Here is a 15,617-nt window from a genome sequence, read left to right on the forward strand (position 1 = left end):
TGGCCTCCACGATGGCTATTCGGCGGACGGACGGGCGGGCTGCGAGGCGAACCAGGCGGCCACAGCCTTGATCTCTTCCTCGGTCAGGCGCTTGGCCACCGAGGCCATGAGGTCATTGGGGTCGTTCTGGCGGTTGCCGTCCTGCCACGCGGTGAGCTGGTTCTCGATGTAGCTCGCGTGCTGCCCGGAAATGGCGGGAAAATCGGCACCCACGCCGTCACCACCGGGGCCATGACAGGCGACGCAGGAGGGAACCCCCTTGCGCCACAGGCCCTGCTGGGCAATAGCCTGGCCGCGTTCCAGAACGGACTTGGCGGCATCGGTGCCCGGCGCCTCCGCCGGCACTTCCATCTCGGCGTAGTATTCGGCCACCGCCCGGCGTTCCTCGGCGGAGAGGCCGCTGGCAATGGGTTTCATGGTGGCGTTGTCGCGCTCACCACTGGCCATGTCGTCGAGCTGCTTGGCGAGGTAGTCGGCATTCATGCCGGCCATGCGTGGCCAGCCGGCCGCGCCGTTGCCGCCCCCATCGGCTCCGTGGCAGGTGACGCAGGCAGCCGCGCCGTTGTCATTGCCCTCCTTCGCCAGTTTCTCGCCGAGATCGTTGGCTGCGGCTGTTGCCGGCGCCAGTGCGATGAGTAACAGCGCTGGCAGGGGCCCGAGTCGATGGCGACGTTGCATGCGCTCGCTCCTGGATGGGTTTCGGCTTTCCCGGTGCCTGACTGACCGGCCTTCTATTAGAATATGAATAGATTCTAATGCGCGGACTGTCAAATCAGAGAAGAGCAGAGCAGGCATCTCCCCACGTCCCTGGGGGTACTGAACTGGATCCAGGGAGCTGGACCGCTTGCAGGTCACCTTTACTCTGGTGCAGCTCTGGAGTGTGGTGGGGGAGGGGGTTGAATTCGCCCTCGCGCCCACGCACATCTCTGATACAGGGCATTCACAGTGATGCCATTTCTCCAGATGATATTCCAGCCAACGGGAGGAAGCATGGAAAAGCGGGCATTCGGCAACACAGACATTCAGGTGACGCCCGTCGGGCTTGGGACCTGGGCCATTGGTGGCTGGATGTGGGGTGGTACGGACGAAGCCCAGTCCATCGATACCATCCACAGGGCCATCGACAAGGGGATCGGTCTGGTCGATACGGCGCCGGTTTACGGTTTCGGGCGCTCCGAGGAGATTGTGGGCAAGGCGCTGGCCGACGGTCGTCGGGATCAGGTGGCGCTGGCCACGAAAGTCGCCCTGAACTGGAACGATGATCACGATAAGGTCTGGCGGGACGCGAGTGCGTCGCGCATTGAACAGGAAGTAGACGATTCCCTCAGGCGTCTGCAGACGGACAGGATCGACATTTACCAGGTCCATTGGCCGGATCCGGAGACGCCCATGGAGGAGACCGCCCGGGCGCTGGAAAAGCTCTACCGGGCCGGGAAGATCCGCGCCATCGGTGTCAGCAACTTCACGCCCGCGCAGATGGACGAGTTGCAGAAGACCGTGCCCCTGCACAGCCTGCAGCCCCCCTATAACCTGTTTGAGCGGGACATCGAGCAGGAAGTCCTTCCCTATTGCCGGGAGAACGGCATCGCGACCATCACCTACGGCGCCCTGTGCCGGGGCCTGCTGACGGGCAAGATGCGCGAGGATACCCAGTTCACCGGTGACGATCTGCGTAAGAACGATCCCAAGTTCCAGGGTGAACGCTATCGCCAGTACCTGAACGCCGTGGCGGAACTGGACCGGTTCGCCCGGGAGCGGTACCAGAAGAACGTCCTCGCGCTGGCGCTTCGCTGGCTGGTGGATCAGCCCGGTGTGACGACGGCGCTCTGGGGTGCCAGGAGACCGGAGCAGCTGGATCCGGTCGGTGAGATCGACGGCTGGTCGCTGGATAAGGAAGCGATGACTGCCATCGATGAGATCCTGGCCCGTTGCATTGATGATCCCGTTGGGCCCGAATTCATGGCGCCTCCGAGTCGGTAATGGGGGGTCTTCTTTGGCCGCGGGCTGGCCATTGGTATGGCACTGGTGGAGCAGGAAAACCTGTCCCGCCCCTGATATCTGCTTTATCCTGCGCCACCATCCCATGAGCCAAGGAACCTCCTACGTTGAGCCAGATGTCTTTTTCCACCCTGGGGCTGCAGCCGGCGCTGCTTGAGAGCCTGTCGTCGCTGGGCTACGAGACCATGACGCCGATCCAGGCTCAGAGCCTGCCGCCCATCCTGGCCGGGCAGGACGTCATCGGGCAGGGCAGGACCGGTTCGGGCAAGACCGCGGCCTTTGGTCTGGGGCTGTTGAACCGGCTCAATGCCGAGCGCTTTCAGGTTCAGGCGCTGGTGCTTTGCCCCACGCGGGAGCTGGCGGACCAGGTAGCGCGGGAGATCCGCCGGCTTGCCCGGGCGACGGCCAACGTGAAGGTGCTGACCCTGTGCGGTGGCACGCCCATTGGGCCGCAGATCGGCTCGCTGGAGCATGGCGCCCACATCATCGTGGGCACGCCGGGGCGGATTGAGGATCACCTGCGCAAGCGCACCCTCGACCTGGGCCGACTGGAAACCCTGGTGCTGGATGAAGCGGACCGGATGTTCGACATGGGTTTCGAGTCCGCCCTTGAGGCGGTTTTCGGGAGTGTTCCGGGCAAGCGCCAGAACCTGCTGTTCAGCGCCACTTTCCCCGATGCGATCCAGGCCGTTGCGGAACGCCACATGCACAACCCGGTTCGCGTCCAGGTGGAGGAAAGCCACGACGACAGCAGTATCCGCCAGCACTTCATCCGCCTGCCGGATGAGCAGCAACGCATGACCGCGTTGCGCCTGCTCCTGCTGCAGCTCCGGCCGGCCTCTGCCGTGGTCTTCTGCAATACCAAGCGCGATACCCGGGATCTGGCGGATGAGCTCTGCCGGCACGGCTTTGATGCACTGGCCCTGCACGGGGATCTGGACCAGAAGGAGCGCGACCAGACCCTGGTGCGCTTCGCGAACCAGAGCGCCTCGATCCTGGTGGCCACGGACGTGGCGGCCCGGGGGCTGGACATTGACGCGCTGGACGCGGTGTTCAACTATCACATCGCCCGTGACAGCGACGCCCATACGCACCGCATCGGCCGCACGGGCCGTGCCGGGGAGCAGGGCAATGCCTATACCCTGTATACCGGGAAAGAGAGCCATAAGGTGGTTCGGCTGGAGGCCGAACTGGACCTGAGCATTGAGCCTGAGTCACTGCCGCCGTCTGAACGGCTTGAGGAGCGCGCCTACAAGGCGCCGATGGTGACGCTGCAGATTGATGGCGGCCGGAAGCAGAAGGTCCGCCCCGGCGATGTGCTCGGGGCCCTTACCGGCGACAACGGGATTGCCGGTAACCAGGTCGGCAGGATCGATATCGCCGAGAATTGGGCCTATGTGGCCGTGGCACGCGAGGCGGCCAAACCCGCCCTGCAGAAACTGCGTGACGGCAAACTGAAAGGTCGCTCATTCCGGGTCAGGGCGATCTGAATCCCGCGGGACAATCCCCAGCTGCCCGTTGACCTCATCCCGGATGGCCCGGTATCGCTCGGCGTTATGGATCAGCGTTTCCAGGTCGTCTTCAGGGAAGATCTCCTTGCGTTTCTTTTGCGCCTCTTCCGTCGAGAAGATGGATGGCAGAAGCTGTTCCAGGCAGCGCAGCATTACCTCGGGCGAGACCGAGGCACCCGGTGAGGCCCCCAGCAGCGTTCCATAGGTCTTATCCTCGGACACCACGATTTCGGTTCCCATCTGCAGGTCGCCGTCCTTGATGATCTGCACCCGCTGGCCGGCCTGGATGGGCTTCCAGTCGAACTTCTTACTCATACCGGGTGCGAACTGCTCCAGCTCCTCGAACATGCTCTTGCTGCCCTTGAAGGATTCGGAGAGCAGGTACTTCACCAGCGGGAAGTGTTCCATCGCCACGGAGAGAAGGCTGGGGATGTCGTGCACGCGCAGGGCCCGCAGGTAATCAAAGAAGCCGCGGCCTTTCTCGAGGATGGGATTGAACGAGGCGAAGGGGCCAAACAGCAGGTAATGCTTGCTCTCCACCACCCGCAGGTCCAGGTGCGGAACGGACATGGGCGGCGCGCCGACTTTCGCCTTACCGTAGGTTTTGGCGGTGTAACGTTTGGCCTCTTCCGCGCTGATCTCGGCCTGCAGGAAGCGCCCACCCACGGGGAATCCCGCGTAGCGGCTGCGGAACGGCAGGTGACTTTTCTTCAGCAGCGGGAAGGCGCCGCCGCCGGCACCGACGAACAGCACGTCGGCCTTGTACTGCACGGGCTCTCCGTGGCGATACGCTTCGACGAGCCAGCTCCCTGTGGGACTGCGGTGGGCCCGCTTCACATGCACCCCGTGTTCAATGGTCACGCCGAGGTCCTGTACCAGGTGGCTCGCGATCTGGCTGGTCAGGGCGCCAAAATTGATGTCCGTGCCGGTTTCGACAACGGTGGCCGCCATTTTTTCATGGCGGGGCCGGTCTTCCATGGTGTAGGGAATCCAGCGCTTGATCTCATCAAAGTCTTCCGAGTAGCGCATCTGCTCAAAGAAATGATGCGCGGACATGTCCCGGTGGCGCAGTTTTAACAGGTCAATGGCCTGGGATGGGACGATGGTGCAGTGTTTGGTTTGATTGATGAACGTTTTGGGGTCGTTGATGATGCCCTGCCTGACCAGGTATGCCCAGTACTGTTTGGCGACATTGAACTGCGCGTGAATCTTCAGGGCTTTATCGACCGAGATGACTTCTTCGTCGACCGGTGTGTAGTTGAGTTCGCAGTTCGCTTCGTGGCCGGTGCCGGCGTTGTTGAAGGCGGACGAATTGCCCGCTCCCACACTGTCCGTCCGTTCCAGAATCGTGATGTCGAGTTCGGGGGCCATTTCCTTTGCCAGGGCGGCAAAAGTGGTTCCCATGATCCCCGCGCCGATGACGATTACGTTCATAATATCTGCCCGTCCGCGTATCCGGTGGCGCGTGGCGCCACCCGGTTTCCAGAATGAATCTAACACGGCCATGGTATGCCGTGAATGAAGGTTATGAACGCCCGCGTCAGGGGGCGAGCGTCAGGGTCAATCCCTGGTCGGGGTTGATGCGCCCTTCCAGGGTATCCTCATACGCCTGGGCCACAGCCTCAGCGCCGCGCACGTCACGGATTGTCATCCAGCCTTCCATGGACGCAACCAAAGGCGCCCAGAGGCCTGCAAAACGCTGCATGAGCGCGGCTGTGCCGTATTCCCCGGCGGCCTGTTCCCAGTATTTGGGCGCGAAAAACAGCTCCGGCTTGGGGCCGGGCAGGCCCTTGCCGCCACCGCGCTGGTCCCAGTGGGAGGCACCCACCAGTGAGCTGAACTGCAGCTGGTCGCCGAAGTGCTCATGCAGGCGGCCAAGCACCTGGCCGTTGCCGGCGAAGTCCACGGAGACGCTGGCCTGGTCCGCATCCAGCGTCTCCAGTTCATCATAGGGCACCACCCGGTCGTAATAGCCCAGCCGGCGCACGAATCCGGCATGGCCGGGGGAGGTCAGGGCGGTCAGGACCCTGGGCCCGCCGCGCGTCTCACGCTGATGGTTGAGCATGAACGCCAGCCCCAGCGCTGTCTTGCTGGAGGCACTGGTCAGGATCACCTGCTCCGCCTCAAAAAAGGTCTGCCGGGCCAGGAAGTCGTCCAGCAGGAAGGAGGTGACCAGAAGCGGGCGCAGCAGCATCTGGAAGGCTTCGTGTTCCGGCCGGTAGGCCGGGTCGTTGGCGGTGAACACGTACTGGTTGTAGATGCCCGGAAGGTCCTGGCGATGGGCGGCGATGTCAGTGAAGCCACTCTTGCTGACACGCCCCGGCTGCACCCTGAGCTGGCGCGCCATGGGCAGGTAACCGTAGATCCGTGTGCCTTCCGTCACGTCCGGATGCCGTGATGCGGCCACATCGGCGAAGCCCCAGACCGGGATCTGGCCCCACGGCTTCTCGACGGGGAAGAAATCCCAGTAGTGAAATGCATCGCCCAGGGCGGCGTAGGTGATGTTGTTGGCGGTGAAGGAGAACCGGTCAATGGCCAGCAGCACCTCGCCCTCGGCCAGGTCCCCGGGCTGGATGGGATCCTGTTCCAGAACACTGTGTTCGTGGAGGTTCTCGCGGTTGACCACAAAGGTGGTATTGGAAGAAAGGGTCATGGGTGTACCTTCATGGGTCAGTCGACAGTAGCAGTCCTGTATTGTTAGCAACCACTTTACTGATCTTCGCGGGGAAGACCCAATGCAGTTTTGCATGGATCGGTATTGTCTGGCTGTGGTCCTCCTTGGCCATTTGAGCTTGGAGTTGTAGATTGCAGGCAGTGAACTGTCGAAATGAGTGCCGGAAATAGGGGCTATGCCATGCGGATTGGGTTTATCGGAATCGGGGCCATGGGGAATCCCATGGCAAAAAACCTCATCGATGCGGGCTTTGATGTCACCGTCTGGAATCGTTCCGGTGAAAAATGCCAGCCACTGGTAGCCGCCGGTGCCAGGCAGGCCGACTCGCCCGCGGAATGTGCCACGGCCGATGTTCTTATAACCATGCTGGCCGACGATGCGGCGCTCGATGCCGTACTGCGGGAGCATGATCTGATCGGGGCCATGGCTGCGAAGACCGTGCATGTGAATATGGCCACGGTTTCAACAGCGACCGCCGTTGAGCTGGCGCAACGTCACGCCTCTGCCGGAAAAGCCTATGTGGCGGCACCAGTGCTCGGACGGCCGGATCTGGCAGCGGCTGCCAAGCTCAACATCGTGGCCGCGGGGCCTGCTGATGCGATTGAGCAGGCACGACCTGCGCTGGGCAGGATCGGGGCGAAAGTCTGGCCCTGTGGTGACGAGCCGGTTCGCGCCAATGCCATCAAGCTCGCCACCAATACCATGCTGGTTTCAGCGGTCGAGTCCATGGCTGAAGCCACGGCCATGACAGCGGCCCACGGGATCGAGCCGGGCGATTTTCTGGAGATCATTACCAGTTCCATCTTCAGCTGCCCTGCTTACCTGGGGTATGCCCCGGCAATGGAGAAACGGGATTACGACAACCCCCAGGGCTTCAAGCTGAGGCTTGGTGCCAAGGACATTGACCTGGCACTGACCGCAGCACATGCCGGCAATGTGCCCATGCCCATGAGCGCGACGGCGCGGGAGCGGCTGGCCGAGGCCATGGCGGCAGGCGACGGGGATAAGGACCTGTCAGTGCTGGCTGAGACGGCGCGGCGCAGAGCGAATGTATAACGAGTTTTTCGGGTTCCGCGAGTCGCCGTTCACGATCGCGCCCGACCCCCGCTATCTCTACCTCAGCGAGCGCCACAAGGAGGCGCTGGCGCATCTGTTGTATGGCGTTTCCGGGCAGGGCGGATTCGTGGTGCTGACCGGGGAGGTGGGCACCGGGAAGACGACCCTGTGCCGGCGGTTCCTGGAAGAGATCCCTGAGAACGTGGACATCGCCCTGGTGTTCAATCCGAAGGTCAGTGCCCGGGAGCTCCTGGCCACCATTGGCCGTGAGCTGGGCCTTCCGGAAGTCAGCCGGCACTCGACCATGGAGATGATCAACCAGCTCAACGATTACCTCCTGAAGGCCCATGCCGAGGGCCGGCATACGCTGGTGGTGATCGATGAGGCCCAGAACCTCTCGGCGGACGTTCTGGAGCAGGTGCGACTGCTGACGAACCTGGAAACCTCGGAGAAGAAGCTGGTCCAGATCGCCCTTCTGGGTCAGCCGGAGCTGGCAACCCTGCTGGACAGCCCCCGCCTCCGCCAGCTTTCCCAGCGCATCACCGCGCGCTACCACCTGGATCAGTTGAGCCGCAGGGAGACCTGTAACTACATTGCCTACCGTCTGTCCGTTGCGGGCCAGAAAGGCACGATTTTCAGCCGGCGTGCGCTGGCGGCGGTTTACCGGCACAGCCATGGCATTCCCCGGCTGATCAACCTGATCTGCGACCGCAGTCTGCTGGGCGCCTATACCCGCAATTCCCTGACGGTGAACGCGGCCACCGTTCGCCGAGCGGCGCGGGAGGTTCGTGGTGATGAGCGTGCGGGGCGTTCCCGCCTGGGCTGGTTCAGGCGAGGGGCTTCCCAGTTCAGGCTGGGCGTTGGTGTGTTTGTGCTGACGGTGGCGGCGGGCCTGATGCTTGCCGAGGGCGGGCCCGAGAGCCCGGCGGTCGATGAAGGCGATGCCGCAGGCGAAGGGCGTGTTGAGCGAGAAACCGGTCCCGGCACCAACCAGCAGGAAGCGGGCCTTTCCCTTGGCTCGCTGAGCTCCGATGCTTCACGCACCCGGGCCTATAAGACCCTGTTCGATGTCTGGGGTTATGATTACCGCCCGAGTGAGCACGGCCAGGCCTGTGACTGGGGCCAGACCCGCGGGCTGGGGTGCCTGCACCGGCAGGGTAACTGGAGCCGTCTGGCGGTACTCGACCGGCCTGCCGTTCTGGAACTGATCAATCAGCAGGGAGAGCCGGTGTCGGTGGTTCTGCTGGCGCTGGAGCCTGGCCGGGCACGCTTGGAGGTGGGAGGCGAACGGCAGTGGGTTTCCCGTGAAGCCGTGGAAACGGTCTGGTTCGGTGGCTACTCGCTGCTGTGGCGTGTACCACCGTGGGAGTCCCGGCTGATCGAGCCCGGCAGCACCCGGAACCGTGAGCTCTGGCTGAAGCAGGCCCTGAGCAGGGCGGAGGAGGCGCTGTCCCTGGAGCCCGGCGCGCCCGGTGATGCGCTTGAGCCGCGGATCACGGCCTTCCAGCGCCGCGAGGGGCTGCGGACGGATGGGGTTATCGGCCCCCTGACGATCATCCGCCTGAATCACTACATGGGGCGTTCCGTTCCGACGCTTTCCCGTGCATCATCCGATCCGTTGTCAGGCTGAGGCAGTCCCATGTCCTATATCCTGGATGCCCTGAAAAAATCCGAGGCCGAACGTTCCAATACGGAACCGGGTGAGGCCGGTCACCGGGTATCCTTCGCGTCCACGCCAGGCAAACAGCGCGAGCTCTGGCCCTACCTGCTGGCGCTGGCCCTGATGGCCAACGCCGCCGTGGTGGCCTATCTGGTCTGGCCTGAATACGCTCCCGAAGACGAGGCTGCGGTGCCTGAGCATGTGGCGCCGGTACAGAGCCCCCGGCCCGCGGAAGAGACAACGGCAGAGCAACCAACGAAGTCCGCCATGGAATCGACCGCCCCCTCTTCCGAGGCGCCGGACCAGAACCCGCCAGATAGCGACTCCTCCCCGGACCGCACGGCGGATGCCCCAGAGGAAGAGGTGCCATCGATCCATGACATGCCCCGCTCAGTCCAGCAGCGCGTGCCGGAGATGACGTTCAACGGCCATGTCTGGTCCTCCAGGGCCTCCTCCCGGAGCGTGATGATCAATAACCGGTTGCTGCGCGAAGGTGCCCGTTTCCAGGGGCTGGTCATTGAGAAAATCACCACCGCCGGCGTGGTTTTCCGGCTGGATGGGCACGTCTTCGAGATCGATATCGTGAGGGACTGGCAGGGAGGCTCCTGAGGCGTTACTGCTGGCGGCTTTTCGGGCCGGCCTACTTGCGGATCGCTGGATCCTTGGCGCACTCTGGCAGTCCATTCCCCTTCTGGAGCTCCTTCATGCGCGTTTTCGCCAACCCGGTCGGTGCCGGCTCGCTCTGGTTCGATAACCTCGCCACGGCCGATGGTACGCCAGTCGCCTATGATCCCCAGGCGCGGGCGTTTCTACCAATGCCGCCGTTCTGCGCCAACCGGGACCGCATCGGCTGTAACTGGATCGCGCCTGAGAAAGGGGCTTTCTGCCGCTCCTGCGCCATGACCGAGCTGGCGCCTGATCCTTCCATTCCCAATGCCATCCCCAACTGGGCGCAGACCGAGGCGGCCAAGCGCTGGGTGCTGGATAACCTGGGGCGCTGGAACTGGTTCCGGCCCGAGGACCCCGGAGCACGCCCCGTTTTCCATCTGCTCGCCGAAGGGGCGACCCCTGTTCCCATGGGGCATGTTGGGGGCGTGGTGACCATCAGTGTGGCGGAGGTGGACCCGGTGCTCCAGACCACCCGCCGGGAGGCACTGGAAGAGCCCTACCGCACCATGGTCGGCCACATGCGCCATGAGATCTCTCACATGCTCTGGTGGCGGCTCAGCCTGCGCGAGGACTTCCTCGATGCGTTCCGTGGCATGTTTGGCGATGAACGGATTGATTACCAGGGAGCCCTCCAGTACCACTACGAGAATGGCCCGCCGGCGGAGTGGAAGCAGCATTACCTGACGAGTTATGCCTCCGCTCACCCCCATGAGGACTGGGCGGAAACGGCCGCGCACCTGCTGCACCTCACGGATATCGCCGACAGTTTCGTGGCCACGGGGCTGTCGTCGCCCGAGATCCCATACCCCGGGTGGGACCCCTATTCGGAACCGGACCCTTACCGGCTGATCCAGATTGCGGCGTCGCTCACCGTGGGGGTGAATCACGTGAACCGTTCCATGGGGCTGTCGGACATCTATCCGTTCGTCCTCTCGGAGCATGCCCGTCATAAGCTGGCATTCGTGCATAACTGGCTTCGCCGTGGAGCGCAGGGGCTCTGAACGCAGTACCCCTTAAGCCTCAATAATTGTTACCGTATCGCGCCTGAGGGCGCGATCACCCGCCGAGTCCCCGCAACCGCTCCACCCAAAAACCGGTACCGTTCATGGAAATCAAGGTCAACTTCCTCGAAAACCGCCGTCTTGAGGCGAAATTCGACGATTTCAGCGTAATATCCGATCAGCCCGCACGTTATAAGGGCGATGGCTCGGCCCCTGGCCCCTTTGATTTCTTCCTGGCGTCCTCGGCACTGTGTGCCGCCCATTTCATCCGGGTATACTGCCTGGCGCGTGATATTCCCACCGAGAAGATCCGCCTGTCCCAGAACAACATCGTGGATCCTGAGGATCGCTACAGCCAGATCTTCCGGATCCAGGTGGAGCTGCCGGAGGACCTGTCCGAGAAGGACCGCAAGGGCATCCTGCGTTCCGCGGAGCGGTGCACTGTGAAACGGGTGGTGCAGAACGATCCCACGTTTGCGATCGAGGCCGTGGATAACCTGGATGAGGATGCCCAGGCGCTGCTGACCATCCAGCCGGACGGGGAGCGGACCCGCATCCCGGGCAAGGACCTGCCCCTGGAGGACACCATTGCCAACATCACCGGCATCCTGGAAAAGCTGGGCATGCAGATCGAAGTGGGCTCCTGGCGCAACGTCGTGCCCAACGTCTGGTCCCTGCATATCCGGGATGCCGCTTCGCCCATGTGCTTCACCAACGGCAAGGGGGCCACCAAGGAAAGCGCCCTCTGCTCAGCATTGGGGGAGTTCATCGAACGGCTGAGCTGTAACTTCTTCTACAACGATTTCTACTGGGGCGAGGCGATTGCCAGCAGTGACTTTGTCCACCGCCCGGATGAGCGCTGGTTCCCGCTGCGCTCCGATGACCTTTTGCCGGAAGGCCTTCTGGACGAGCACTGCCGCGCCATCTATGACCCCGATGGCGAACTCTGCGGCTCCCACCTGATCGATACCAACTCCGGGCGGCGTGACCGGGGTATTGTGGCCATGCCGTTCGTGCGCCAGTCGGATGGCGAGACGGTGTACTTCCCGTCCAACCTGATCGAGAATCTGTTCCTGAGCAACGGCATGAGCGCGGGCAATACCCGCCATGAGGCCCAGGTCCAGTGCCTTTCCGAGATCCTTGAGCGGGCGGTGAAGAAGGAGATCATCGAACAGGAGATGGCACTGCCGGAAATCCCCCAGGAAGTGCTCGCGAAGTACCCGCATATCCAGGAAGGCATTGAGGCGCTGGAGGCCCGGGGCTTTCCGGTGGTGGTCAGGGATGCCTCGCTGGGCGGCCGTTACCCGGTGGCCTGCGTCACGCTGATGAACCCCCAGACCTGTGGTGTCTTTGCCTCCTTCGGGGCGCACCCCAGCTTCGAGGTGGCCCTGGAACGCAGCCTGACGGAACTGCTCCAGGGGCGCAGCCTTGAAGGCATGGATGACCTGCCGTTGCCGACCTTCAATTCCATGGCCGTCACCGAGCCCAACAACTTTGTGGAACACTTCATCGATTCCAGTGGTGTGGTGTCCTGGCGCTTTTTCAGTGCCCGCTCGGATTACGCGTTCTGTGAATGGGATTTCTCCGGGACCAGCGGGGAAGAAGCCGACCACCTCTTCGGCATCCTCCGGGACATGGGCAAGGAAGTGTACGTGGCCATGTACGAGGAACTCGGGCTGCCGGCGTGCCGGATTCTTGTGCCGGACTACTCGGAGATCTACCCGGTGGAGGACCTGGTCTGGGACAACACCAACATGGCACTGGATTTCCGCGAGGATATCCTGAACCTGCACCGGTTGCAGGACGACCAGCTGCGGGCGCTGGTGGAGCGCCTGGATGACAGCGACATTGATATCTATACCGGCATCGGCACCCTGATCGGAGTGATGTTCGATGAGCACAGTGTCTGGGGGCAGCTCACCATTCTGGAACTCAAGCTGTTGATCCATCTGGCGTTGCAGGAGCATGAGGAGGCGCTGGATCTGGTGGAGATGTTCCTCCAGTTCAACGACAACCACGTCACCCGCAACCTGTTCTTCCGCGCGGTCCAGGCGGTGCTGGAAATCACCCTGGATGATGAGCTGTCACTGGCGGATTACCGGTACAGCCTTGGGCGGATGTTTGGTGAGGACACCATGGCGGCGGCGGTCGGTTCGGTGGACGGCAGCGTCCGCTTCCACGGGGTGACGCCAACGAACACGCAGCTGGAAGGCCTGGAAAAACACCAGCGGATGCTGGAGAGCTATCGCAAGCTGCACGCAGCGCGGGCCAGCGGCGGTGTTCAGTCAGGCGTCAGCCAGCCAGGTGCTGCCCAAGGCTCTGCCACAGCCCAACGCCACTGATGGTCAGCAGTACGCCACCCAGTACCCGGTAGAAGATTGGCGTTTCCGCTTTCAGGATGCGGTCGTGCGCGTAGAGCCCGAGGACGTGGCCGAGTGCGGCGCAGGGCAGGAGCCAGGTGTGGTGGATCAGCTGGAGATCCACCCCGGCGTAGATGAAAGCGGCCATCTTGATGGTGACCAGAATGAACCAGAGCGCGAACAGCGTATCGCGCAGTTGATGGCGCTCAAGATGCTGCGCGGCCACCGCGATGATCAGTGGCGCGCCGATGAGTGAGGTGCCGCTGATGTAGCCGCCCAGCACCAGGAACACCACATCCAGGGCCCGGCTGTTGCTCCGGAAGGGGCGGTTGAGCAGGTAGGACAGCGAGTAGACCGAGACAATCCCGAAAATGATCAGGCTCATGATCGTATTGGGCAGGGTAATCAGCCCCAGGACCCCGATGATCTTGGGCACGATCATGATCGCCAGTATCCGCCCCAGGTACCGCCAGTTCACTGTGCCTCCGTGGCTCTCCGGCGCGTTAAGGGCAGCGGCCCGGTTGTTCCGGGCGATGGTCAGGGAGGCGAAGACCAGTAGCTGCACGGAGATGATCGGCAGGAAGACCAGCGGCTCATTGTGGACCAGCAGCAGGAAGGGGAGTGAGAGCACGGCTCCGCCGAAGCCCAGCCCGGACCGGACGAACCCGCTCCAGACGAAAATCAGCGCGATCAGCCCGTACTGCAGTGTGGTCAGCTCAGCCATGCATCATCCGGTCTCTGAATAAGGCCGGTCCATTCTACAGGAAGTGTCCGTAGCTGGGCTGGCCAACAGTAAAGGCCGGATTACCTGCCAATGGCTTCAGCGGCACTGGGCCCGATTCTGTGGGGTCCGTCTCCGGGGGTATCGCCGCCCGCTCGCAGTGCCTCCATATACGCTCTCTTGAGCGCCTCGATGCGGCCTTCCTGTTTCATGGCCCTGAAGCGCCGGTTGAACTCATCGATCAGTTCCGCGGCTCCAGGGCGTGTTTTCGGAACCATGAAATGAAGGGATACCTCTTCGACCACGAAAGGCAGTGGTCTGACCGCCTCGGCTGACAGCTCACTCTCCGAAACAATGTGCTCCGCCACATGGTGATTGATCTTCACGAAATCCACCCGCCCGGCCGTGAGCATCCTGAAGCAGCTTCTTAGGTTGGCCGGTTTGACGCGGGTGATCTGACCTTTCTCACGCATCGTCTTGAGCGCATCCTCGTCCGTGAAGCCCACCGGGTTGCAGTAGGTCAGCCCCTTGAGTCCCTCCAGCGAGCGGGCATCCAGTTCCGAGTCGGCCCTCACGTACGCGAAGGTATCGGTCCTGAAGATCGGGACAGAAAACAGGTAGTCTTGCTGGCGGCTGGGTGTTTCGATGTAGGGGAGAGCGGCGTCATAGCGGCCCTTCAGGGTCTCGCGATAGGCCCGTCTCCAGGGGCGCATGTCAACGGTGACGGTCCTGTTGCTGTCTTCCAGGATGCGGGTCACGAGGAAAGGGCCGAGGCCGTTGTGCGGCAGGTAATCGGCCGCATAGGGAGCGTAGTGGGGGCCGGTAACCAGCCGCAACGGGCCGCTGGCCGCGGGGGCCGCCTTGGCGGTTACGGAGGTGGCCAACGCGGCGAGCAGCCAGACAACAATTGCTCGATGGGTAAGCCCGTGGATCATTGTTCGTCTCCCTTTTCTTTAATGATACGCACTGGGTTGGTTTCTGGCCCAAACCGGTTGGGGTTTGGTTCCGGGGCGGGGGCTGAGAGAATGGCGTATTCAACACTGCGACCCCGAGTGACACCATGACCCAGCGCCAGCCCGCCAACGTCCACCAGATGCGCATCGGTGATTTCATCCTGACCACCCTGCTTGATGCCCAGATGGAGGGCAGCTTCGGGCTGATCCAGTCCATCAGCGAGGAGGAGGTCCAGCGCCTGCACACGGAAAGCCGCCGCCCCACGCCGCCCCGGGTCACCCTGAACGCTTACCTGCTCCAGGGCCGTGACCGGACCGTCCTGGTTGATACCGGTATCGGGGCTTTTGCCGGGGATGCCGGTCCCTACCTGATGGAGGGGCTGGAGCGCATCGGCGTAAAGCCAGCTGATATCGATACCATCCTGATCACCCACATGCACCCGGATCACGTCGGTGGACTGATCGATACGCAGGATCAGCCGGTCTTCCCGGACGCGGCGATTCTGGTTCCGGCCGGTGAGCTGGACTACTGGGGTGGCGACATTCCGGAAGACGCCTCCGGCATGCTGACGAACCAGTTCCACGCGGCGCACCGCGTACTCGCCGCCATGGGCTCCCGGATGCAGCGCCTGGAGGGCACGGATGTGCTGCCGGGCATCACGCGTGTACCGCTTCCGGGCCATACGCCGGACCATTCCGGCTATCGTGTGGTCTCCGGTGAGGACCGGGTGCTGCTCTGGACGGACATCGTCCACCTGCCGCACATCCAGTTCCCGCGCCCGGATGCCACGGTCGCCTTTGATGTGGATCCGGACCAGGCCGCGGCCACCCGGCAGCGGATCATGGCCGAGGTGGCTGAGTCCGGGGAGCTGGTCGGCGGTCATCACGTCGACTTCCCCGGGGTGGGCTACGTCGCCGTGGACGGAAAGGGCTACCGCTTCCTGCCCCACGTCTGGCAGCCGCTGGTGTAACGTTCTGTTGGCGGTCTGAACTCTTCCTGCCGCAGCCGCGTAA

At 63.0% G+C, this 15,617-nt stretch carries 13 protein-coding genes; 8 read left to right on the forward strand and 5 right to left on the reverse strand.

Annotated elements, in window-relative coordinates:
• Positions 1 to 15: 15 nt before the first annotated feature.
• The gene (locus GLW01_RS00090; protein ID WP_160897682.1) at positions 16 to 678 is read right to left on the reverse strand and encodes a c-type cytochrome; all 663 of its coding nucleotides are present in this window, start codon (positions 676 to 678) and stop codon (positions 16 to 18) included.
• 312 nt (positions 679 to 990) lie between these two features.
• On the opposite strand from GLW01_RS00090, the gene GLW01_RS00095 reads away from it, so the two are divergent.
• A complete protein-coding gene (locus GLW01_RS00095; protein ID WP_160897683.1) occupies positions 991 to 1,980 on the forward strand; it encodes an aldo/keto reductase in 990 nt (329 codons plus the stop codon).
• Positions 1,981 to 2,114: 134 nt separating this feature from the next.
• Positions 2,115 to 3,488 (forward strand): ATP-dependent RNA helicase DbpA, encoded by a 1,374-nt coding sequence (gene dbpA, locus GLW01_RS00100; protein ID WP_202405492.1) that lies wholly within the window; start codon positions 2,115 to 2,117, stop codon positions 3,486 to 3,488.
• Here the strand turns inward: dbpA and GLW01_RS00105 are convergent.
• Positions 3,465 to 4,943, reverse strand: a complete 1,479-nt coding sequence (locus tag GLW01_RS00105) for a malate:quinone oxidoreductase (RefSeq protein WP_160897685.1) — start codon at positions 4,941 to 4,943, stop codon at positions 3,465 to 3,467. The genes dbpA and GLW01_RS00105 overlap by 24 nt on opposite strands.
• Before the next feature lie 106 nt (positions 4,944 to 5,049).
• The gene (locus GLW01_RS00110; protein WP_160897686.1) at positions 5,050 to 6,162 is read right to left on the reverse strand and encodes a DUF2855 family protein; all 1,113 of its coding nucleotides are present in this window, start codon (positions 6,160 to 6,162) and stop codon (positions 5,050 to 5,052) included.
• A 174-nt stretch (positions 6,163 to 6,336) separates the two neighbouring features.
• Between GLW01_RS00110 and GLW01_RS00115 the strand changes: the two genes are divergently transcribed.
• The 5 genes from GLW01_RS00115 (at position 6,337) to GLW01_RS00135 (ending at position 12,911) form a co-directional block, all read left to right on the forward strand.
• On the forward strand, positions 6,337 to 7,239 hold the full coding sequence (locus tag GLW01_RS00115) for an NAD(P)-dependent oxidoreductase (protein WP_425356586.1): 903 nt from the start codon (positions 6,337 to 6,339) through the stop codon (positions 7,237 to 7,239).
• Positions 7,232 to 8,869: an AAA family ATPase gene (locus GLW01_RS00120; RefSeq protein WP_151441183.1), complete on the forward strand. Its 1,638-nt coding sequence runs from the start codon at positions 7,232 to 7,234 to the stop codon at positions 8,867 to 8,869. Before GLW01_RS00115 ends, GLW01_RS00120 begins: the two co-directional genes overlap by 8 nt.
• A gap of 9 nt (positions 8,870 to 8,878) precedes the next feature.
• Entirely contained in the window at positions 8,879 to 9,508 is a 630-nt protein-coding gene (locus tag GLW01_RS00125) for a general secretion pathway protein GspB (protein ID WP_160897687.1), read from the forward strand.
• 95 nt (positions 9,509 to 9,603) lie between these two features.
• Positions 9,604 to 10,569 carry a zinc-binding metallopeptidase family protein gene (locus GLW01_RS00130; RefSeq protein ID WP_160897688.1) on the forward strand — a complete coding sequence of 322 codons (966 nt, stop codon included), beginning with the start codon at positions 9,604 to 9,606 and terminating at the stop codon, positions 10,567 to 10,569.
• A gap of 104 nt (positions 10,570 to 10,673) precedes the next feature.
• On the forward strand, positions 10,674 to 12,911 hold the full coding sequence (locus GLW01_RS00135) for an OsmC domain/YcaO domain-containing protein (protein WP_160897689.1): 2,238 nt from the start codon (positions 10,674 to 10,676) through the stop codon (positions 12,909 to 12,911).
• On the opposite strand, the gene GLW01_RS00140 is transcribed toward GLW01_RS00135, so the two are convergent.
• Positions 12,862 to 13,653, reverse strand: a complete 792-nt coding sequence (locus GLW01_RS00140) for a sulfite exporter TauE/SafE family protein (RefSeq protein WP_151441187.1) — start codon at positions 13,651 to 13,653, stop codon at positions 12,862 to 12,864. The genes GLW01_RS00135 and GLW01_RS00140 overlap by 50 nt on opposite strands.
• A gap of 80 nt (positions 13,654 to 13,733) precedes the next feature.
• Positions 13,734 to 14,585, reverse strand: a complete 852-nt coding sequence (locus GLW01_RS00145; RefSeq protein ID WP_160897690.1) for a substrate-binding periplasmic protein — start codon at positions 14,583 to 14,585, stop codon at positions 13,734 to 13,736.
• A 125-nt stretch (positions 14,586 to 14,710) separates the two neighbouring features.
• On the opposite strand from GLW01_RS00145, the gene GLW01_RS00150 reads away from it, so the two are divergent.
• Complete coding sequence (locus GLW01_RS00150; RefSeq protein ID WP_160897691.1) at positions 14,711 to 15,574, forward strand: MBL fold metallo-hydrolase; 864 nt, start codon at positions 14,711 to 14,713, stop codon at positions 15,572 to 15,574.
• The last annotated feature ends 43 nt before the right edge of the window (positions 15,575 to 15,617 follow it).

The organism is Vreelandella halophila (assembly GCF_009856365.1).
GTDB lineage: Bacteria > Pseudomonadota > Gammaproteobacteria > Pseudomonadales > Oleiphilaceae > Halospina > Halospina utahensis_B.